We start from the raw sequence: 19938 nt of genomic DNA, 5'->3' as shown, positions 1-19938 counted from the left end.
TCAGGCCGGTACGGTAGGAACTCCAGTCCAGTGGAGATTCAAGTGCCTTTGCTCGACGAGACGTTCGGGATCGGTGACCTGGCACGGCTGACCGGTGTGCCGGTGCGGACCGTTCGCTTCTACTGCGACGAGGGCATCATCGACTCGGTACGCAGCACGGGTGGGCACCGCAGGTTCGACCGGGCGGCCGTGGAGCGGCTCGGCCTGGTCAGGCGGCTGCGCAGGCTCGGGCTGGGGCTGCCCTCCATCAGGCAGGTGCTCGCCGGTGAACGCTCGGTGGCCGAGGTCGTCGCGGCGGAGCGGGCCGCGCTCGACGTGCAGGCTGCCGGGCTGGCCTGGCGGCGGGCCTCGCTGCGCGCGGTGGAGGAGGCAGGGCCGGCCGACCGGGCCGCGAGGCTGGAACTGCTGGCCGCCGTGGACAACGGTGCGGCCGCCCGGGACGCGCTGATCGGCTTCTGGCGACGCGCGACGGCAGCCCCGGTGTCCGAGGCCATGCTCACCGCGTTCGTGACCATGGCCGTGCCCGAGCCGCCCACCGATCCGACCCCGTCGCAGGTGGTCGCATTCGCCGAGCTGTACGCCCTGGCGGGCGACCGGGCGCTGACCCGCGGCCTGCTGGCCATGGCGCGGGACAACGCCGAACTGGTCGCCGACCAGGATGAGCTGATGAGCGGGATCAGCGAGGCGTGCGCACTCGCCGGGCCCATGGTGCGGGCGGGCGAGCCGCCCCGGGCGGGCCACGCACTCGACCGGTTCGTCGCGGCGCACGCCGCGGTGCGCGGCGGCCGCGACACCCCGCGGTTCCGGTGCGGGCTACTGGCCCACGTAGCGGCCGACCGCGTCCCGCGGATGCGCCGCTACTGGCGCCTCGTGGCCGAGGCGGGCGGCAGCCCGGTCACACTCGGCACGTCCCACCTGTGGCTGACCGACTCCCTCGAACGCTCCGTACGTGCGGACGACGCCGCTGAGGCGGGAAGCGGGAATCCGAGGGCGCAACCGCCCCGGCCCGCGGCCCCGCACCGGTCCCCGGATCGTGCCGTGTCAGTGGCTGACGACAGCGTCGCGGAGTGCTGATCGAGGGATATGGCGACGGCCCGCCGGTCGTGGGGAGCTCTCGGCGAGGGGGCTGACGTGGCACGGGCCGGTCCGCATCGACGGCACCCCCCTGCCCGGTGCCGACGGTGCCGAGGACTCCGCCGCCCGCCTTCCGCTCGGCCTTCCTCTTCTCGACGGCCTTGACGTGCCGGAGGGGGCGAAGTCCCGGCTCAGCACGGGCTCCGCCCGGCGCGTCCGTAGCGGGTGCCGGGCCGTTCGTCGGTGTCGCCCCTGTCCGGGTACGACCGGCGTGGCCCGCAGCGCACGGCGACGCGCCGCCGCTACCTCGACGAGCTCGATCCGACCCCGACATCGCCCGGAAGATCGCCGACCTGCACGCGCGACGCTGCGCAGGCGATCCGGCCCTCACCGAGCTGGTGGCCGGCCTCCCCTCCTGCACCGGCAGCAGCGCACCGGCTCCCACCCACCCCGGCAGCGGCTGAGGGCTGTCCCGTCATCCTTGGTGGATCAGCGCGCGGCCTCGGGTGCGGTGCGTCGCAAGGCGGAGAGGGACATCCGTATACGGGATGTATTGGGGCTTTCCGACAACGCCGCGAGGTGCCGTAGCTGTCGTCGTGCGCCCGCCAGGGATTTCGGGACAGCCCTTGGCCCGCCGGGCGGCCGAAGCCCGCCCACGGCTCTGACGGACACAGCGGGCGGCGGCAACTCCGCCCGGCGGTGCACAAGTTGCCGCCGCCCTGCCGCGGGGAGGGGCCACCTTCCGTGACGGGTCCGCCCGGCCGGCCGCAGCCGCGTTACTCAGGGTGTGGACCCCCTCACCCCACCGCACTCGTCGCATCCATGGCCGGGACGGCAATCATGGCGCGCCGGAGGCCCGCACCCGGCAGGATGGATCCTGTGCCGAAGAACCCGCCCATGTCCCAACAGCACACCTGCGCCGGTGGCTCGACATCCATGACGAGGAGCCGCTCGACATGTCCCACACCATGAATCAGGATCCCGTTCCCGCCGGCCGGGAGACGATCCGGGTGCCGTCGGGGCTCGTCGTCCTCGTCGGGCCACCGGCCTCGGGCAAGACCAGCTTCGTCCGGGCGCTGATCGCACGACGGCGGATCGACGCGGAAGCCGTGGTGTCCAGCGACGAGATCCGCGCGGAGCTCGTCGGTGAACCGCCCGCCGGACCGGACTGCGATGGCGATGCGGTGGACGCACGTGTCTTCGAGGAACGCGATCGCAGGATCATTGCCAGACTTGCCGCAGGGCGCGGTGCGGTCGCCGAATCGACGAATGTCACCCCGCAGGCCCGCGCACGGCTCCTCACCATCGCCCACCGCTTCGACGCGCCTGTGACCGTGCTGCGATTCACCTCCGACACCACCGACCTGCTGCGACAGAACAGCGAGCGGGCGCGCCCGGATGTCTCCGCCGCAGATGTCCGCGCCTATGCCGCGATCATGGTGCGGGACGCTGGCACCGACCGACTGCGCGCCGAGGGCGCGGCAGCCGTCCACGACGTCCCCGGGCGTCGGCAAGGGGTCACGCCCGTCGAAGCCGCCGAACGCTTCAGCTTCTGCTGAGACGGCATCCGAGGTGCCCGGGCGTGTTCCGGCTGCCCCTCCCCGAACCGCGGAGGGGCAGCCGCTAGGACTGGCGGCGCGCGAAGAGGACGGCTCCTGGGACGGGCTCGTCGGGGTCGGTCAGCAGCTGGGCCTCCACAGTGAAGCCGGCATCGCTGAGCCAGGCGGTCATGCGGGCGGGCCGGCGGCGGTGGACATGGACCCTCATCGGGTGGCCGCCGTATCCCTGTGTCTTGAGCCGCGACTCGTCGCCGGCATGAAAGCCGAGCAGCAAGGGTCCACCAGGTCGCACCACCCGCCGGAAATGGGCGAAGACCGCGGGGATCGCGTCGTCGGGTACATGGATCAGCGACCAGAAGGCGAGCAGGCCGGTGACCGACGCGTCGGCGAGGGGGAGATCGGTCATCGAGCCCACCTCGAACCGCAGGTCCGGGTGGTCACGTCGAGCCACGTCGATCATCACGGGTGAAAGGTCGATACCGAACGCTTCGATGCCCGACTCATGCAGGTGTGCGGTGACGTGTCCCGGTCCGCAGCCCACATCCGCCACCGGCCCGCCACCGGCCGTGCGAACCATCTCGGCGAACAGCGCCAGCGCCGCCCGCAGATACGGCTTCCCGGCCAGGGCCTCACGCAACTGGTCGGCGTAGCTGACCGCGACCGTGTCGTAGGAGCTCCGGGTGTCCGCCAGCCAGCTGTCCACGTCCATGGTCCGACACGGTAGCCGACCGCGGCGGCGGCCCGCCGGGGAGTGGGTCCCAGGCACTGTTGCGCGAGTGGATCGGCTGTCGGACCCGTCTGGGATGCTCCGAGCATGGAGATGACGCTGCAACTCACGATCGACTGCTCCGATCCGCGGAGAATGGTGACCTTCTGGGCCGAGGCCCTGGGCTACGTGCCTGAGCCCCCGCCGGGCGGGCACGCCACATGGCGCGCTCACTGGGCGTCGACGGGGGTACCCGAGGCGGAGTTGCCGGCCGGGGCCGGGGACATTGCGGAGTCGATCGTCGATCCTGCGGGACGAGGACCGAGAGTGTGGTTCCAGCAGGTTCCGGAGCCGAAGACCGCCAAGAACCGGTGGCACTTCGACCTGAAGGCCGGCGGGGGCGGTGACGTCCCACTGGACGTCCGCACGCAGCGGGTCGAGGCCACGGTGGAACGGCTGGTCAAAGCTGGTGCCACCGTGCTGCGGATCAAGGATGAACCGGACACGGGGCGCTACGCCGCCGCCATGCGGGACCCCGAGGGCAACGAATTCGACGTCGTCTGAGGGTTGTTGCGACGGCGCGGGTCGCGGCCGTCGACGAGCGGCTGTGACCAGCGGATATGGTCGGGCGCCCGGTCGAGGACACTCGCTGTCCCCCTGAAAGGACGAGAACAGTGAAGTCGGAGAAGCCCGATGAGGCCGACGAGGTATCCAGCATGCTTCTGATCACTGGACCCGCCGGTGCGGGGAAAAGCACCCTGGCGGACGCCTGGGCCGGCAGTCGGCCGACCCCCACCGTGCACATCTCCCTCGACGATGTGCGGGACTGGGTGAAGTCGGGCTATGCGAACCCCGAGGACGGTTGGGACGAGCTGTCGGAACGTCAGTACACCGTGGCCAGAAGCTGTGTGGCCCTGGCCGTGCGTGAATACGCGCGGATCGGCTACGGCTGTGTGGTGGACGATGCGGTGTTCCCCGACTGGGAAGCCGTGGGCCTGGCCGGATGGGAGCGTGAACTCGCGGGCATCGACGTGCGGTTGGTCGTTCTCATGCCTTCGCTCGACGCCCTTCAGGGGCGCAACGCCACGCGCGGCGGCCATCGTCGTCTCTCCCCCGGGATGATCAGGATCATCCATGACCGGATGAGCGGCTGGCGAGACAGCGGCGCATCGCTGATCGACAACTCGGACATAGGTGTGGACGAGACGGTCGGGCTGCTGAACGAGGTGCTGCGGCAGGGCTGATACGCGTTTCTCGCGCCGTGCGCGAGGGTGTGACCGTGTACCCGGCCGATCGGAGTCCGGTTCTTCGCAGGGTGCCGGGACAGCCCATGGGGAAAGTGACGCCCCGGCAGTCAGGACGACGCCCCGGAGCCCGCATGCTCCGGTGCACCGCCGCAGGTGAGCACTGTCTTGGCGATCGTGGTGCGCGCTTCGAGGGCCGCATGGGCGGCCGCCGCGGCGGGCAGGGCGAACCGTTGTCCGATGCTGACCCGCAGACGCCCGTCGCGGACCAGTTGGAGCACGGCCGTTCCTCGGCGGAGCAGCTCCGCCCGGTCCTGGATGTGGTGTGTCAGGTTCGGTCGGGTGACGTACACGGACCCGGCGGCATTGAGGCGCTGCAGGTCGAACGGTGGCACCGCGCCGCCGGACTGCCCGTAGACCGCCAGGACTCCGCGCGGGCGCAGCACGGCGAGGCTCTCGTCGAACGTCGGACCGCCGATGCCGTCGAACACCGCGGCGGCGCCGCGTCCCCCGGTGTGCCGACGCACCGCCGCCGGCAGTGCGCCCGGCCGGTAGCCGACGACCTCGACGGCGCCGGCGGCACGCGCTGCCTCCGCCTTGGCCCCGGTCGACGCGGTGCCGATCACCGTGCCGCCGCGCAGCCGGACGAGCTGGGTCAGCAGCATGCCGACGCCGCCCGCGGCGGCGTGCACGACGACCGTGTCGCCGGCCTGGACGGGATAGGTGTCGTGGCACAGGTAGTGAGCGGTCATGCCCTGCAGCAGGGTGGCCGCCGCCATTTCCGGCGCCAGTCCGTCCGGCACCGGAACCAGCCGGTCGGCGCTCAACAGCGCGTATTCCGCATAGGACCCCGGCAGGTTCGCCCAGGCGACCACGTCACCGACGGCGACCTCACGCACTCCGGGCCCGACCTCGACGACCGTACCGGCGCCCTCCTGCCCGGGCACGAACGGCAGTTCCTGCGGATAGAGGCCGGATCGGAAATAGACGTCGACATAGTTGACCCCGGCGGCGGCGAGCCGTACCAGTGCCTCGCCCGCTCGCGGTGATGGGCGTGGCAGGTCGACGAGTTCGAGCACCTCGGGCCCGCCGGCGCGACTGACCTGAATGGCTCTCATGGCCGGGATCGTACGACGGCTGTCCGTCGCCGATCGAGCGCCGGACGGCTCAGCCGACGTCATAGCCGGCCTTCTCGGCGAGGTCGCGGACGATCGGCAGGACCTGACGGATCTCGGACTCGTGGCGGCGCCACTTGTCCGGGTCGGGAACGGTCTGGGTCATCACGACAGGGAGGTCGCGGCGGCCCCAGGCATCGGCGAAGGGCAGGTTCACCGCCTCGGCCACGGCCTCCATCGTGGCGACGGGGTCGGCCTGGACGTCCTCGTAGCGGACGAGTACGGAGTTGCCGGTGGCGGCCATGTTCCGGGCCGCGTCCAGGACGGCCTGGTTGTGGGTCAGCCAGTTGTGTGCGCAGACCTCGGCCAGACGCAGGTCCGCCCAGTCCTGCCAACCGGGCGGCAGGCTCAGGTTCCACCACTCCTTGCCCCACGGGAACACGTCCGAGTAGCCCTTGATGCGCAGCGGCACCGGAACCTTGTAGGAGAAGAACATCCGCGGGTTGAGCCAGGCGTCCATCAGGGAGCCGATGCTGGTGCGCGGATCACGGATGACGAAGACGTACGTGGCGTCCGGGTAGAGGGCCTGCAGGAACGGGATCCGGAAGCAGGACTGGATGCTCTTCTCCACCAGCCGGATTCCGTCGGCGAGTTCGGCGTCAGTGGGGCGCGGGCCGCGCGGTGGGAAGCAGAACGGGGTGATCTCGTCGAGCTCACCGCCGTCCCGTGTGGTGGGCGGGCCTTCCGGCAAGTCGCCCGGGAAGCGCTGCTGGAGGGCCTTGAGCGGCACGTCGTAGTAGTACGGCTGGGGGCCCTGGGCGCTGAGGAAGTCGAGGAAGTCGAGCTTGTCGTCGACGGACCACTCCGCACCGGGTCTGCGCGCGGCGGCGAGCAGGTCCGCGTTCAGCCGTGCCGCCACCTCGGGGGTCGCGTCGGAGGCGTCCAGGGCGTTGGAGTGCCAGCCCCGCCGGCCGGGGTGCAGGCTGTCACGTTCCCATATCGGCTTGCCTTCGCGGCCGATGCTCCAGACGTGCTCACTGCGCTCGATCAGGCTGCGCACCAGGCTGGTGCCGGAACGGGGATGGCCGACGATGAAGATGGGCTGCTTGAGCATGGCTGAGCTCGCTTTCGTGAGGAGGCGGGTACTCATGCGGGCCAGCGGGCGGACCTGACGTGCCGGTTCGCGAGCCCGGCAGCGGTGATCACGGCCTGGACGCCCGCGATCAGCGCGATGGCGCCGGTGACGCCGAGGAACTGCAGGGCCAGACCGCCGACCAGGGAGCCGAGCGGGGATCCGGCGCCGATGAGGGTGATCGTCGCGGCGATGGCACGGCCTCGGCGGTGGTCCGGGGTCTGTCGGAAGATCATGATGTCGACGAGGATCTTCAGCGCAGGCAGTCCGAGTGCCGCCAGGGTCAGCATGGCGAAGACCCAGACCGGTCCGAGGGGGAGCGCCAGCAGGGCCACCGCGACCGTGGTCAGCGTGGACGCGGAGAGCAGCAGCGCGCCGGGGCTGAGCAGCCGGTTGAGCCGCGGCACCAGCGCCGACCCGACGAGCATGCCGACGGCGGTACCCGACAGAGCCAGACCGATCGTGCCGGCCGAGTGGTGCTGGTCCCGCAGGGTCACCATGACCATCAGGATCGCGGCGGTGATGCTGAAGTAGAAAACGCTGATCAGGAGCAGCGCGGACCGCAGGAGTCGGTCACCGAGCAGTTCGAGCAGTCCGGAGAAGGCGGTGGTCAGCGGCGCGAGGGCGCTCCTCGGCTCATCGCTCACCGGCTCGGTGTGCTTCTCCGCCTTGGGCACGCGTATCACCAGGGCACAGACGAACGAGATCACGAAGCCGACGATCGCCGCGACGAAGGGGAATGTGCGGGAGACCAGGTAGAGCGCCCCGCCGAGGGGCGGTCCGGCCAGGGCGGCGGCTCCGCTGCGCGCCTCGTCCTGACTGAGCGCCGCGGTCAGCTGATGGTCCGGCACGACAGCGCGGATCAGCAGCATCCTGGCCGGTGCGCCGAAGGCCGTACCGGCGCCCAGGACGACCGCCGCCAGGATCAGCAGGCCGAAGTTCGCCTGCCCGGCCGTCAGACTGAGGACGATGAACGCGAGAGTGAGTGCGCGGACCCCCTCGGAGATCAACAGGATGCGCCGCCGGTCCCACCGGTCGACCACCACGCCGGCCGGCAGTCCGACCAGGAGGGCGGTGCCGATCTGGGCGAACCCGAAGAGCCCGGCCAGCGCCGGTGACCCGGTCAGGGACATGATCAGCAGGGGATAGGCGACCTCCACGGCTTCGAGGCCGAGGTTGGCCGCGGCAGCCCCGATCCACAGAGTCTGAAAACGCCGGTTACGGCGCAGGGGTACTGGCGCGGCGGGAACCTCGCTATCACCCTGACGTAAGCATTCACTCATGCGTGAACGATAGCGTGTGGATGAATGGTTCGCTACGAGGAAACGGAGATGGGTCAATGGCTGACGATGCCGACGCGGTGGCGGTCGTCCGGGAGGTGGACGACGTGGAGACGCTGAAGGCCCTGTCCGACCCGCTGAGGTTGGCGATCCTTCGCACGATGATGAGCGATGTGCGGGCGTCGCACAGGGTGAAGGACATCGCCGGGCTTCTGGACCAGCCGACCACCCGGCTCTACCGGCACATCAAGGTGCTTGAGGCGGCGGGCCTGATCAAGGTGGCGCGGACCCGGATGGTCTCGGGCATCCAGGAGAGCCAGTACCAGGTGGCGCAGTTCGCCCTGCGGCTGAGCCATGAGCTGCTGGCCGCGCCGGGCAACGCGGGCGAACTGGCCGACGCGTTCGCCGCGACGCTGAACGACTTCCGCGACCGGCTCGTACGGGACATCATCAGCGGTCGCTTCCAACCGGAGCCCGAGGCCGGGGAGAAGCCGGATCCGCTCGGCCCGATGGTCGTGGCGCTGGACCGTCGGCTGACGCCGGAACGGGCCACCGAGTTCCGGTCCCGGCTGTCCGCGCTGATGGAAGAGTTCAACCGCCCCGACGACGAGGCGAACGCCGTCGTACCGGTCGAGTTCCTGCTGATGTTCTGGGCGCCGAAGGAGCCCACCGCGGAGCCGCCCGCGTAGGCCACCCTCGCGGGCGGCGGACGGCGGACGGCGGGCGGCGGGCGGTTCCTCACCGGTCCGGGCACCTCTCCGCGACCCGGAAGTCCGGGTCCGGGGCCTGCCGTCGGCCGGTCCCGGGGTCGCGGGCCGACCGGTCGGCGGGCCCGCGACCGACCGCGACCGGGGCGCGGATCGGCAGGCGAACTCCCTGTGCGCGCCGTCGATCTGCCGGGCCGGCCCGCCGGTCCGCAGCCGGTGCCCGGAGTCGGCGCATTGACCCGGCGTACCGGGCACCGCGCCGGACGACGCTTCGAACGTCTCGGCGCGGTGCCCGTCACGAAGGAAGAGCGCGTCACCCGAGGCGACCGGTGCCGACCGCGCCCGGTCGCACCCCCGCACGGGCATCTGCGGCTCGGGCGCCGCCAGTTCCTCCCGGACGCGTGGATGCGCCCTCCGGTCCGCGGGCTCCGGCCGCCGGGCCGCCGCGCACGACCGTCAGCAGTCCACGACGGCTCACTTGGCCGCGATGAAGAGCCGGCCGGCGGGGAACCGGTGCGGCACGCACCGGGCCTGCTCGAAGCCGGCCTGCCGGAAGCGGGCCAGCCAGTCCTCCTCCGGAGGCAGCTCCACGTTCATGAAACCGGCGTGCAGGTAGGTGAACAGCGCGCTGAACCTGCGTTCGCGTTCCGCCGAGGCGTAGGGCACCGCGTCGGTGATCGCCATGATGCCGCCGGGCCGCAGCGCCTCCCGGCACCTGCGCAGCACCCGGTCGAAGACGTCGCCCTCCTGCACGATGTCATGGAAGACGAAACCGGCGTGGATGACGTCGGCACCGGCCACCGGCGCGGGGTCCTCCGCGATGGACTGGATCGGCCGCTCCACCACCTCAAGACGGTCGCCGACGCCCGCTGCCAGCGCCGCGCGGGCCGCCTCCTGGCACGCGCCGGCACTCATGTCCAGGGCCACCCCGGTGCTGCCCGGCAGCCGGCCGAGCAGATCGATCAGCAGGCCGGCGGCACCGGCGCCGAGGTCGACGATCCGCTGCGGCCGCGCGGCGAGGATCGCCTCGGTGGCGGCCGGGTAGAAGCCCTGACTTCCGATCCACCGGGAACTGACCGCGACCTCACGTCCGTTGCGCTGGTACTGCGCGGCGGCACCGACCGGGTCGCGCAGGAACTCGGCGGGATGTTCGACGTACGGCTGGTTGGCCCTCAACGACCAGGTGAGGTAGCCGGACTGGTAGATCCGGTCGGCGAAGTCGTCCGGGATCCGGAACTCCTTGCCACCGGCCGGCACCAGCAGCGCGGCGGCGACCAGTGCGGACAGGAAACCTCCCATGCCCTCTTCCGGCACGTCCGCGGCCGCGGCCAGCTGTGCCGTGGTGACCGGCTCGCCGCGTTCCAGCAGTGGGACGATGCCCAGCCGGTCGGCCATTTCCAGCAGGGCCGCGACGGCGGCGAGATCGGCTGCGGTCTCAGAGGGACTGATGCTTGACATCGCGCTCTCCCACTCCATTTCGACGATCATCTCGGGTTCTGCGGTGCCGGACCGGTAGGGTGCTCGGCCGGCGGGCGCGGCACGGTCGGCGCCGCGCCGGTCTTCGGTCCCGCTGTCACGGGTCCCCTGCCGGCGGGCGGCAGGGGGAGAGCGAGTGCGGCGGTGCGCGCGAACCGGTCGGGTTCGTCGAGGTACGCGCCGCCCGGCACATCAGCGGGATGGTCGCCGTGCCGACCGTTCCGGTGGGCACGGACACATGGGGTGGTCGCCCATGGCCTCATCGGGAATCCCCTTCCCCGGCGGCGGGCCCGGTGCGCCGGCGAAGTTTCGGCCGGGTGCGGTTCGCGGACCGGCCGAGGTGAGCGGCGAGTGCGGCGACCGTCGGGGACTCGAAGAGCGCGGCCACGCTGAGGCTCGCGCCGAACCGGGTGCGCACCCGGTTGAGCAGGCGGGTGGCCAGCAGGGAGTGGCCGCCGAGGTCGAAGAAGTTGTCGTTCACACCGACCTTCGGTGCCTTCAGGATCTCGGCGAACATCGCGCACAGAGCGGCTTCCCGCTCGTCCCGGGGGGCCACGTAGGCCGTGTCGGACGCGCTCGGGCCGGGTGCCGGCAGCGCCTTCCGGTCGACCTTGCCGTTGCCGGTCAGCGGCAGCCGGTCCAGCGTGACGAACACGCTCGGCACCATGTAGTCCGGGAGCGTCCGGGCGGCGTGCTCCCGCACGGCGGCCACGTCCACATCCGGCGGTACGAGATAGCCGATCAGCCGTTCGCCGTCCCCGGTGACCGTCGCGTGGGCCACGTCCGGGTGGCCGGTCAGGGCCGCTTCGACCTCGGCCGGTTCGATCCGGAAACCACGGACCTTCAGCTGCGCGTCGGCGCGGCCGTCGAATTCGAGCACCCCGTCGGGCCGGTACCTGGCGAGGTCGCCGGTGCGGTACATCCGTCCACCGGCCGGTCCGTACGGGTCGGCCACGAACCGCGCGGCGGTCACGTCCGGCTGATGCGCGTAGCCCCGGGCCAAGCCGGTCCCGGTCACGTACACCTCACCGGGTACCCCGGCGGGCACCGGCTGCAGACGCTCGTCGAGGAGATACAACCCGGTGTTGTCCATGGCCCGGCCGATCGGCACCGTACGGGCCGGCGCCGTGGCGATCGGATACCAGGAGGAGATGATGGTGGTCTCCGTGGTGCCCCAGGCGGCCGCCACCGAGGTGTGCGGCGCGTCGGCCATCAGGTCCGCGACCGACGCGGGCGACACCACGTCACCGGCCACCCATACGAGGTCCAGCGCGGACAGTGCGCCGCCGGCCTCGGCCACCATGAGGTTGAAGAGCGCGGAGGTGAAGACCGCGGTGGTGGCCCTCCCGTCGACGATGGTGCGGGCCAGTACGTCGGTGTCGAGGTCCCCCTCCGGCGCGATCACCACCCGGCCGCCGGTCAGCAGGGGCAGCCAGATCTCGAAGGTGGACGGGTCGAACGACGTCGGCGAGTGCATCAGCGCGTCGGCCGGGCGCAGCCGTTCCCAGGCGCGGTCGGTGACGAACTCGGCGACACTGCGGTGCGAGACGCTGACCGCCTTGGGCGTGCCGGTCGAGCCACTGGTGAACATCGTGTACGCCGTGAGGTCCGGGTGGGCGGTGATCGTGGGGCCGTGCTCCTGGGTACCGGGGGAGGGCGTGATGATCGTGACCCCGGTCAGCCCGGTGGGACGGTCGGTGACGAGCAGACCGGCCCGCATGTGGTCGACCATCCGCTGCTGCCGGGCCAGTGGCGCGGACCCGGGCAGGGGCAGATACCCGCCGCCCGCCTTGATGACGGCGAGGACTGTCACGAGGTAGTCGATACCGCGCGGCTGACGTATCGCCACCGGAGCGTCGGGCGTGCAGCCCGCCGCCACCAGCACATGCGCCAGATGGTTGGCGCGCCGGTCGAGATCCCGGTAACTGATCGACCTGTCGCCCTCCACCGCGGCGATCGCCTCCGGGGCGGCGGCGGCCTTCCGGGTGAACAGGACGGCGAGGTCCTCGTCGACCACCGGCCGCGCGGTGTCGCGCCGGCCCGACAGCGCGGCCCGTCGTTCGGCTTCGGAAAGCAGGTCGATCCGCCCGATCGGCGCGTCCGGATCCGCGACGGCGGCGCTCAGGACCCGCAGGAGCCGGTCCATCAGAGCGGCCACGGTGTCCCGGTCGAACAGATCGGTGCGGTAGCGCACCTCGCCGGTGATGCCCTCCGGCGCCCGGCCGTCCCCGTGGTGCTCGACGAAACTCAGGTTGAGGTCGAAGTCCACCGGACCGACCCGGATCGCGTCGAGCGCACCCTCGGCCGGCGCCGGCGACACGTCCACGCCGGACAGCGTGAAAGCGGAATCGGCGTTGTTCTGCAGCACCAGCATGGTTTGGAAGAGGGGGTGCCGGCTCAGTGTGCGGGCCGGGTTGAGCGCGTCGACGATCCGGTCGAACGGCAGCTCCTGGTGGGCGTAGGCGGCCAGGTCCAGCTCCCGCACACGGCCCAGCAGCTCGCGGAAGCTCGGATCCCCGGCGGTGTCGGTCCGCAGGACCAGGCTGTTGACGAAACAGCCGATCAGATGGTCGAGGCTGTCGTCGCTGCGCCCGGCGACCGCGGTGCCGATGGGAATGTCGGTGCCGGCACCGAGCCGGGTGTAGAGCGTCGCGAGGGCGGCGTGCAGCACCATGAACAGGGTGGTGTGCGTGTGCCGGGCCAGGTCCAGCAGGCCGGCGTGCAGCGGACCGGGCAGGGTGACCGGCAGCAGTGCGCCGCGCAGGTCCGACGAGTCGGGACGGGGCCGGTCGTAGGGCAGTGCCAGTTCCTGCGGGAGGCCGGCGAGTTGCCCGGTCCAGTACGCCGAAAGGTCCTCCCCTGCCGGTCCTTCGAGCAGGGCCCGCTGCCACAGCGTGTAGTCGGCGTACTGGACCGGCAGTGGGCGCCAGACCGGCGCGTCACCACGGACACGGGCGGCGTACGCCTGGGCGAGGTCCCGGGTCAGCGGGGCCAGGGACCAGCCGTCGCCGGCGATGTGATGCATCAGCAGCAGGAGCGTGTGCCGGTCCGTGCCGGTGGTGAACAGGTGCAGCCGCAGCGGCAGGTCGGTGGTGAGGTCGAACCGGTGGCCGGCGGCGGCGCTCAGTTCCCGGTCCAGGTCGGCCGGGTCCACCGGGACCACCCGCAGCACCTCGTCCGGGCCGGCCTTCTCCAGGACCAGCTGGCTGGGCACCCCGTCGGCCTCCGGGAAGCGGGTGCGCAGCGTCTCGTGCCGTTCCAGCAGATCGCCCACCGCGGCGCTCAGCCCATCGAAGTCCAGTGCCCCGTCCAGGCGCAGCACCAGCGGCCAGCCCAGCCCGTTCCATCGGGACAGGAACCACAACCGCTCCTGGGCGTAGGACAGGGGCAACGGGCACGGCCGAGCGGCAGGCAGCAGGGCGCTGCGGGTCCGGCTCGCCCCGTGGCCGGAGCCGAGCCGTGCGCCGAGTGCCGCCGCGGTCGGGGCCTCGAACAGGTCCGCGACGCCCAGCTCCGCTCCCAGGTGGGTACGGACCCGGTTGACCAGGCGGGTGGCGAGGAGCGAATGGCCGCCGAGGTCGAAGAAGTTGTCGTGGGCGCCGACCCGCGCCCTGCCGAGCAGTTCGCCCATGAGCTCGACGAGGATCTCCTCGGTGGGGGTGCGCGGCGCCGTGTACCCGGTGCCCGTCTCGAACTCGGGCTCCGGCAGGGCCCGCCGGTCGACCTTGCCGTTGCCGGTGAGCGGCAGCCGGTCGAGGACGACATAGGCACTGGGCACCAGGTAGTCGGGCAGCGCCGCGGCGACCCGGTCCTGTACGCCGGCGACGTCCAGGCCCGCGCCGTGGGGCACCAGGTAGGCGACGAGCCTGCGGTCGCCTGCGCGGTCCTCATGGGCCGTGACGAACGCCTGACCGACCTCCGGCAGGGTGGTGAGCGAGCACTCGACTTCGGCGGGTTCGACCCGGAAGCCGCGGATCTTCACCTGGGCGTCGGCCCGCCCGACGAAGTCCAGCGTGCCGTCACTTCGCCACCGGACGATGTCACCGGTGCGGTACATCCGGCTGCCGGGCGGCCCCCACGGCTCGGCGGTGAACCGTTCGGCGGTCAGGCCGGGCTGTCCGCCGTATCCGCGCGACACCCCTGAGCCGGCGATGTAGAGCTCACCCCGGACCCCGGTCGGCACCGGCTGGAGCTGCCCGTCGAGCACGTACAGCCGGGTGTTGTCCATCGGAGTGCCGATCGGCACCCGGCCGGGCACGGCCTGCGGGCCGGACATCGAGAACCGGGTGGAGCAGGTGGTGGTCTCGGTCGGACCGTACATGGCCCTGACCGTCAGCCCGGGGTGGCGGTCCAGGATCCGTCCGACCGCCGCGGGCGGCACCACGTCGCCGCCGGTCAGGACCTCCCGGATGCCCGCGAAGCAGTCCGGGTTCTCCACGAGAGCCCCGAACAGACCGGAGGTGAGCCAGATCCGGTCCACCCCGTGCGTGGTCACCGCGCGGGCCAGGCCGGCGGCGTCCAGGATCTCCTCGGAGGCCACCACGACCGTGCCGCCGGTCAGCAGCGGTGTCCAGATCTCGTGCACCGACGCGTCGAATCCGGTGGCGGAGTGCATCAGCACCGTGCCGCCGGCCCGCCAGATCCGGTCGCGGACGAACCCGGCCGTGTTCCTGTGCGTCAGGACGACGGCCTTGGGAACACCGGTCGAGCCGCTGGTGAACATCACGTAGGCGGCCTGGTCCGGGTGCGGGTCCGGGCCGGGCGGCTCGGACGACTCGCCGTCGCCGGGTACCAGCACGGTCAGGTCCGACGGCTCGTGGGGCCGGTCGGTGACGAGCACGGTGGCGCCGACCTGGTCGGTCATCTGCCGCAGCCGGTCCGCGGGAGCGGCCGACGGCAGCGGCAGGTACGCGGCGCCGGCCTTGAGCACCGCGAGCATGGACACGATGAGGTCGGCCGACCGCCGCTGGAGCAGTGCCACCGGCCGGTCCGGGGCCGCGCCGGCCGTGATCAGACGGTGCGCCAGATGGTTGGCACGCCGGTCCAGTTCGGCATAGGTCAGGGTGACCGGCCCGGTGACCGCCACCGCGTCGGGCGTCGCCGCGGCGCACGCGGCGAACAGCCGCGGCAACGACGCGTCCGGCAGCGGCCGCTCGGTGTCGTTCCAGGACCGGAGAATGGTGTCGCGCTCGTCGCCGTCGAGCACGTCGAGCCGGCCCAGCCGCTGGTCGGGGTCGGCGGCGACGGCCCGGAGGACGCGGATGAACCGGTCGGCCAGCGACCGTACCGTCTCCGGGTCGAAGAGCCCGGTGCGGTAGACGATCTCGCCGACCATGCCGTCGGCGGTGCCGTCCCGCCGGTAGGTGTCGGTGAGGTTCACGAAGAGGTCGAGCTGCGCGGCGGACGGCGTCGACCGGACTACCTCGACGTCCAGGCCGGTCAGGCCGAAGCCGGCATCCGCGTTGTTCTGCAGGACCAGCATGGTCTGGAAGAGCGGGTGGCGGCCGAGTGCGCGAGCCGGGTTGAGCGCCTCGACGAGACGGTCGAAGGGCAGCTCCTGCTGACTGAGGGCGGCCACGTCGTCGGTCCTGGTGCGTTCCAGGAGTTCGCGGAAGGTCGGGTCGCCCGCGGTGTCGGTGCGCAGCACCAGGTTGTTGACGAAGAAGCCGATCAGGTGGTCGAGCTTGTCGTCGCCGCGCCCGGCGACCACGGTGCCGATGGGGATGTCGGTTCCGGCGCCGAGCCGGGTGTAGAGCGCGGCCAGGGCGGCGTGCAGCACCATGAAGAGAGTGGTCCGGCTCTGCTGTGCCAGGGCCAGCAGCCCGGCGTGGAGCGACGCGGGTATCCGCAGCGGGAGCAGCGCGCCGTCGTGGTCGGCGCCGCTGGGGCGGGGCCGGTCGTAGGGCAGGGCCAGTTCCTCCGGGAGCTCCGTCAGGTAGTCGCGCCAGAACCCGGTCAGCTGCTCCTGGTACTTGGTGGTGAGCAGGTCGCGCTGCCACAGCGCGTAGTCGGCGTACTGCACCGGCAGTGGCTGCCAGGCCGGCGGGTCTCCGGCGACCCGCGCCGCGTACGCGGTGGCCAGATCCTGTGCCAGCGGCTGCATCGACCATCCGTCGCCGGCGATGTGGTGCAGCACCAGCACCAGCACATGCCGGTCCGGCGCGGTGCGCAGCAGCCGTACCCGCAGCGGCACTTCCGCGGTGATGTCGAAACGCTGCCGGCAGGCGGCCCGCACGGCCCGGTCCAGGCCGGACTCGTCCACGTCCAGCACCCGGACCAGATCACTCGCCGCCACCCGGGGAAGGATCCGCTGGTACGGCTGCCCGTCCTGCTCGTCGAACAGGGTGCGCAGCGACTCGTGCCGCGCCATCAGGTCCTCGACCGCGGCGACCAGCGCGGCCCGGTCCACCGGGCCGGCCAGGCGCACCACCACGGGGAGGTTGTAGGTCCAGCCGAGCGGATCCATCCGGTTGACGAACCACAGGCGCTGCTGCGCCCAGGACAGCGGGACGCGTTCCGGCCGCGGGGCCGCGACCAGGGCCGGCGCCTCCTGCCCCGTGGTCTTGGCGATGGCGGCCGCGAGACCCGCGACGGTGGGCGTGGCGAACAGCGCGTCGAGCCCGAGCCGGACGCCGAAGGCGCCCCGGATCCGGTTGAGCAGACGGGTGGCGAGCAGTGAGTGGCCGCCGAGGTCGAAGAAGTTGTCGTCGATGGTGATCCAGGACCGGTCGAGCAGTTCGGCGGCGAGTTCGCAGAGCAGCTTCTCCCGCGCGTCACGGGGTGCTCGGCCGGAACCGTCGCCGCGGAAGTCGGGTTCGGGCAGCGCCCGCCGGTCCAGCTTGCCGCTCGCCGACAGGGGCAGCGCGTCGAGCACCATGAACGCGGAGGGCACCAGGTAGGACGGGAGGCGCTCCTTGGACCAGTCACGCAGGGCCGCGACGAGCAGCCCGCGGCGGCGGGTGGCGATCGGGTCGTTGGTGAAGCCGGTGGAGCCGCGGTGCAGATAGACACCGTCCAGCACCTGTGTGCCGTCGGCGGCCGGGAAGAGGACGTCGAGCAGGTCCGGGCCGTCCGCCGACCAGGTGACCACGGCGGTGCGTCCGTGCGCCGCGGCGAGGGAGTGCCAGTACTCCGGGTCGATCCGGTCGCCCGGCCCCGCGAGCGCGGCGCGGGTGGTCTCCACCGGCGCGTCCGCCCGGACCGCTCGTGCGGCGGCGGCCTCACCGGCGACCCGGGCGTTGCGCACCCCGGTCAGCCGCAGCGCGGTGCCGCCGGCCAGACGCGCGGCGAGGTCCTCGGGACCCCGGACATCAAGCCCCCAGCTCAGTGCCGGGACCGCCGAGAGGTTCTGGGCGTCGGTGCCGACCTTGTGCAGCACCACGTCATAGCGGTGTTTGGTCAGCTCGTTGTGGTCGGTGCCCGGCTTGATCCGCACATCGACCGCGCCGGCGCCGACGGTGCCGAAGAAGCCCGGATCGATCAGGAGCTCCTTCTCCAGGGCCACCGCCTGTTCGATCTCACGGCGCAGTACCCCGGGTCCCGGATCGTGATCGAGCTGCCCGAGCCGGATGCCGGTCCACATGCTGTCCACGAGCGGCAGGCACCGCACATCACCGACGATCAGCCGGCCGCCCGGTCCGAGCAGGTCCAGCAGCTTGGCCAGCACGTCCCGCAAGTACCGCTCATGGGGGAAGTACTGCACGACCGAGTTGATGATGATCGTGTCGAAGTGGCCGGGCGGCAGGCCGGTGGTCACATCGGCGGCCTGCACGCGCAGGGTGACCTTCCCGGCCGTGTCCGCTTCGCCGGCGAGCCGGTCGCGGAGCCCCTCGATCGCGGACGCCGAGTAGTCGGTGCCCCAGTACTCGTCCACCTGGCCGACCAGTGGGGTCAGGATCAGACCGGATCCGACACCGACCTCCAGGACGCGCCGCGGCGCGAAGTCCCGTACGCGGGTGACGATCGCCTCGCGCCAGCGGGCCATCTGCTCGACGGGGATGCCCTCACCCGTGTAGCTGGAGTTCCAGCCGGAGAAGTCGGCTCCGAAGCCCGCGCTGTCGGAGCGGTCGTAGAACGAGTCGTAGATCTGCTGCCACTCGTCGACATGCCGTTCGGCGTTGCCGTCGTCGGTGTCCCGTGCCGGTGCGGCGACCAGGTAGGCGGCGAGCCGTTTCTCGCCGAGCTGGTCCTCGTGCACCAGGACCCGGGCCTGTTCCACCGCCGGGTGCCCGGTGAGGACCGTCTCGATCTCGCCCGGTTCGATCCGCAGGCCCCGGATCTTGATCTGGTCGTCGACACGGCCGCAGTAGGCGAGTTGTCCGTCCGGCAGCTGCCGCACCAGGTCGCCGGTGCGGTACATCCGGGTGCCCGGCGCCCCGAACGGGTCGGCGACGTAGCGCTGTGCGGTGAGCCCGGCGCGGTCGACGTATCCGCGGCTGACGCCACCGCCTCCGCTGTACAGCTCGCCGATCTCGCCGGGCGGAGTCGGGCGCAGGCCGTCGTCCAGTACGTACAGGTGGCTGTCGCCGGCCGCGGAGCCGATCGGCGGTGCGTCCGGCCCGGGCACGAGCGGGGCCGAGAGGGTGATCGCCATGGTGGTCTCGGTGGGACCGTAGCCGTTGACCATCCTGCGGCCGCGGCTCCAGGTGTCCACCAGCCGCGCCCCGCACGCCTCACCCCCCACCATCAGCGCCCGCAGCTCCGGCAGTTCGGTCCGCGGCACGGTCGCCAGCACCGACGGCGGTACGAACGCGTGGGTGATCCGGTTGTCCGCGAGGAACGCGGCCAGGTCCTCGCCGACCAGCGCGTCGGGGGGCGAGACGACCAGGGTGCCGCCCGGCGCGAACGCCAGCAGCACCTCGATGATCATGGCGTCGAAACTGGGCGAGGCGAGCTGCGACACCACGCAGCGCGGGCCCGCCGCCATCCGGTCCACCAGGCCGGTGGCGAAGGGCACGACCCCTCGGTGCGGTACCGCGACCCCCTTGGGCCTGCCCGTCGAACCGGAGGTGTAGATGACGTACGCCAGTGACAGCGGATGGTCCACCGGGTCCGGGGCGGTCACCGGCGCCGTGGCAGCCTCGGCCAGGAGCTCCGGCAGCGACAACTGGGCGGTGCCCGGGGTGTCCGGCAGCCCTGGCAGCACCGCCTCGGTGGCCAGCAGGGCGCGGGGCGCGCTGTCGGCGCACATGAAGGCGATCCGCTCGGCCGGGTGATGGATGTCGACCGGCAGGAACGCGCCGCCGGCCTTTCCGACCGCGAGCATGGCGACGATCAGGTCGGCCGAGCGCGGCAGGGCCAGCGCCACCACATCCTCGGCGCCGACGCCGCGACCACGCAGCACGTGGGCCAGTTGGTTGGCGCGGGCGTCCAGTTCGGCGTAGCGCAACTCGGCCCGGCCGCAGCGCAGTGCCGGTGCGTCTCCGTGATCCGCCGCGTGCCGGGCCACCAGACCGTGCAGGGAAGCGGGCGAGTCGGAATCGGCTGACGGCAAGCGCTCCGGCGAAAACGGCATCGCGGCTCTCCATGATCGATGTGTGCCGGTGGTCCCATGCGGGCTGGCCCATGATGAGCGGACGGCAAGATGTGCGACAACCCCTAGGCGGGGCCGCCAAAACCCCTTCGGGCACGGCCTTTTCGGACTTG

The 19938-nt window shown here is 72.0% G+C and carries 11 protein-coding genes; 5 read left to right on the top strand and 6 right to left on the bottom strand.

Going from position 1 to position 19938, the window contains the following annotated elements:
* Positions 1 to 42: 42 nt before the first annotated feature.
* Positions 43 to 1074, top strand: a complete 1032-nt coding sequence (locus OG251_RS40205; RefSeq protein ID WP_326682210.1) for a MerR family transcriptional regulator — start codon at positions 43 to 45, stop codon at positions 1072 to 1074.
* Positions 1075 to 2030: 956 nt separating this feature from the next.
* Positions 2031 to 2633, top strand: a complete 603-nt coding sequence (locus tag OG251_RS40200) for an ATP-binding protein (RefSeq protein ID WP_326682209.1) — start codon at positions 2031 to 2033, stop codon at positions 2631 to 2633.
* Positions 2634 to 2697: 64 nt separating this feature from the next.
* On the opposite strand, the gene OG251_RS40195 is transcribed toward OG251_RS40200, so the two are convergent.
* A complete protein-coding gene (locus OG251_RS40195) occupies positions 2698 to 3342 on the bottom strand; it encodes a class I SAM-dependent methyltransferase (RefSeq protein WP_326682208.1) in 645 nt (214 codons plus the stop codon).
* Between the two features lie 105 nt (positions 3343 to 3447).
* Here OG251_RS40195 and OG251_RS40190 point away from each other — a divergent pair, with 105 nt between their 5' ends.
* Both OG251_RS40190 and OG251_RS40185 read left to right on the top strand, forming a co-directional pair.
* On the top strand, positions 3448 to 3903 hold the full coding sequence (locus OG251_RS40190) for a VOC family protein (protein ID WP_326682207.1): 456 nt from the start codon (positions 3448 to 3450) through the stop codon (positions 3901 to 3903).
* A gap of 152 nt (positions 3904 to 4055) precedes the next feature.
* Positions 4056 to 4583 (top strand): AAA family ATPase, encoded by a 528-nt coding sequence (locus tag OG251_RS40185; protein ID WP_326682206.1) that lies wholly within the window; start codon positions 4056 to 4058, stop codon positions 4581 to 4583.
* A 110-nt stretch (positions 4584 to 4693) separates the two neighbouring features.
* On the opposite strand, the gene OG251_RS40180 is transcribed toward OG251_RS40185, so the two are convergent.
* Genes OG251_RS40180 through OG251_RS40170 form a run of 3 tightly spaced genes read right to left on the bottom strand, consistent with a single transcriptional unit; the run spans position 4694 to position 8113 of the window.
* Positions 4694 to 5701, bottom strand: a complete 1008-nt coding sequence (locus OG251_RS40180; protein ID WP_326682205.1) for a quinone oxidoreductase family protein — start codon at positions 5699 to 5701, stop codon at positions 4694 to 4696.
* 49 nt (positions 5702 to 5750) lie between these two features.
* Complete coding sequence (locus OG251_RS40175; RefSeq protein WP_326682204.1) at positions 5751 to 6812, bottom strand: sulfotransferase family protein; 1062 nt, start codon at positions 6810 to 6812, stop codon at positions 5751 to 5753.
* Positions 6813 to 6844: 32 nt separating this feature from the next.
* A complete protein-coding gene (locus OG251_RS40170) occupies positions 6845 to 8113 on the bottom strand; it encodes an MFS transporter (protein WP_326682203.1) in 1269 nt (422 codons plus the stop codon).
* Positions 8114 to 8169: 56 nt separating this feature from the next.
* On the opposite strand from OG251_RS40170, the gene OG251_RS40165 reads away from it, so the two are divergent.
* Positions 8170 to 8799 (top strand): helix-turn-helix domain-containing protein, encoded by a 630-nt coding sequence (locus OG251_RS40165; protein ID WP_326682202.1) that lies wholly within the window; start codon positions 8170 to 8172, stop codon positions 8797 to 8799.
* Between the two features lie 492 nt (positions 8800 to 9291).
* Here OG251_RS40165 and OG251_RS40160 read toward each other — a convergent pair whose 3' ends face one another.
* The gene (locus tag OG251_RS40160; protein ID WP_326682201.1) at positions 9292 to 10275 is read right to left on the bottom strand and encodes a class I SAM-dependent methyltransferase; all 984 of its coding nucleotides are present in this window, start codon (positions 10273 to 10275) and stop codon (positions 9292 to 9294) included.
* A gap of 277 nt (positions 10276 to 10552) precedes the next feature.
* Complete coding sequence (locus OG251_RS40155; RefSeq protein ID WP_326682200.1) at positions 10553 to 19807, bottom strand: non-ribosomal peptide synthetase; 9255 nt, start codon at positions 19805 to 19807, stop codon at positions 10553 to 10555.
* Positions 19808 to 19938 lie beyond the last annotated feature (131 nt).

The organism is Streptomyces sp. NBC_01237, from assembly GCF_035917275.1.
Taxonomy (GTDB): domain Bacteria; phylum Actinomycetota; class Actinomycetes; order Streptomycetales; family Streptomycetaceae; genus Streptomyces.
Note: the sequence above shows the minus strand (reverse complement) of the source record. Positions and strands in the feature narration are given on the sequence as shown.

Coding starts and splice junctions, on each gene's coding strand:
- OG251_RS40200 (WP_326682209.1), top strand. CDS start 2,031: ATGTCCCACACCATGAATCAGGATCCCGTTCCCGCCGGCCGGGAGACG.
- OG251_RS40195 (WP_326682208.1), bottom strand. CDS start 3,342: ATGGACGTGGACAGCTGGCTGGCGGACACCCGGAGCTCCTACGACACG.
- OG251_RS40190 (WP_326682207.1), top strand. CDS start 3,448: ATGGAGATGACGCTGCAACTCACGATCGACTGCTCCGATCCGCGGAGA.
- OG251_RS40185 (WP_326682206.1), top strand. CDS start 4,056: ATGCTTCTGATCACTGGACCCGCCGGTGCGGGGAAAAGCACCCTGGCG.
- OG251_RS40180 (WP_326682205.1), bottom strand. CDS start 5,701: ATGAGAGCCATTCAGGTCAGTCGCGCCGGCGGGCCCGAGGTGCTCGAA.
- OG251_RS40175 (WP_326682204.1), bottom strand. CDS start 6,812: ATGCTCAAGCAGCCCATCTTCATCGTCGGCCATCCCCGTTCCGGCACC.
- OG251_RS40170 (WP_326682203.1), bottom strand. CDS start 8,113: ATGAGTGAATGCTTACGTCAGGGTGATAGCGAGGTTCCCGCCGCGCCA.
- OG251_RS40165 (WP_326682202.1), top strand. CDS start 8,170: ATGGCTGACGATGCCGACGCGGTGGCGGTCGTCCGGGAGGTGGACGAC.
- OG251_RS40160 (WP_326682201.1), bottom strand. CDS start 10,275: ATGTCAAGCATCAGTCCCTCTGAGACCGCAGCCGATCTCGCCGCCGTC.
- OG251_RS40155 (WP_326682200.1), bottom strand. CDS start 19,807: ATGCCGTTTTCGCCGGAGCGCTTGCCGTCAGCCGATTCCGACTCGCCC.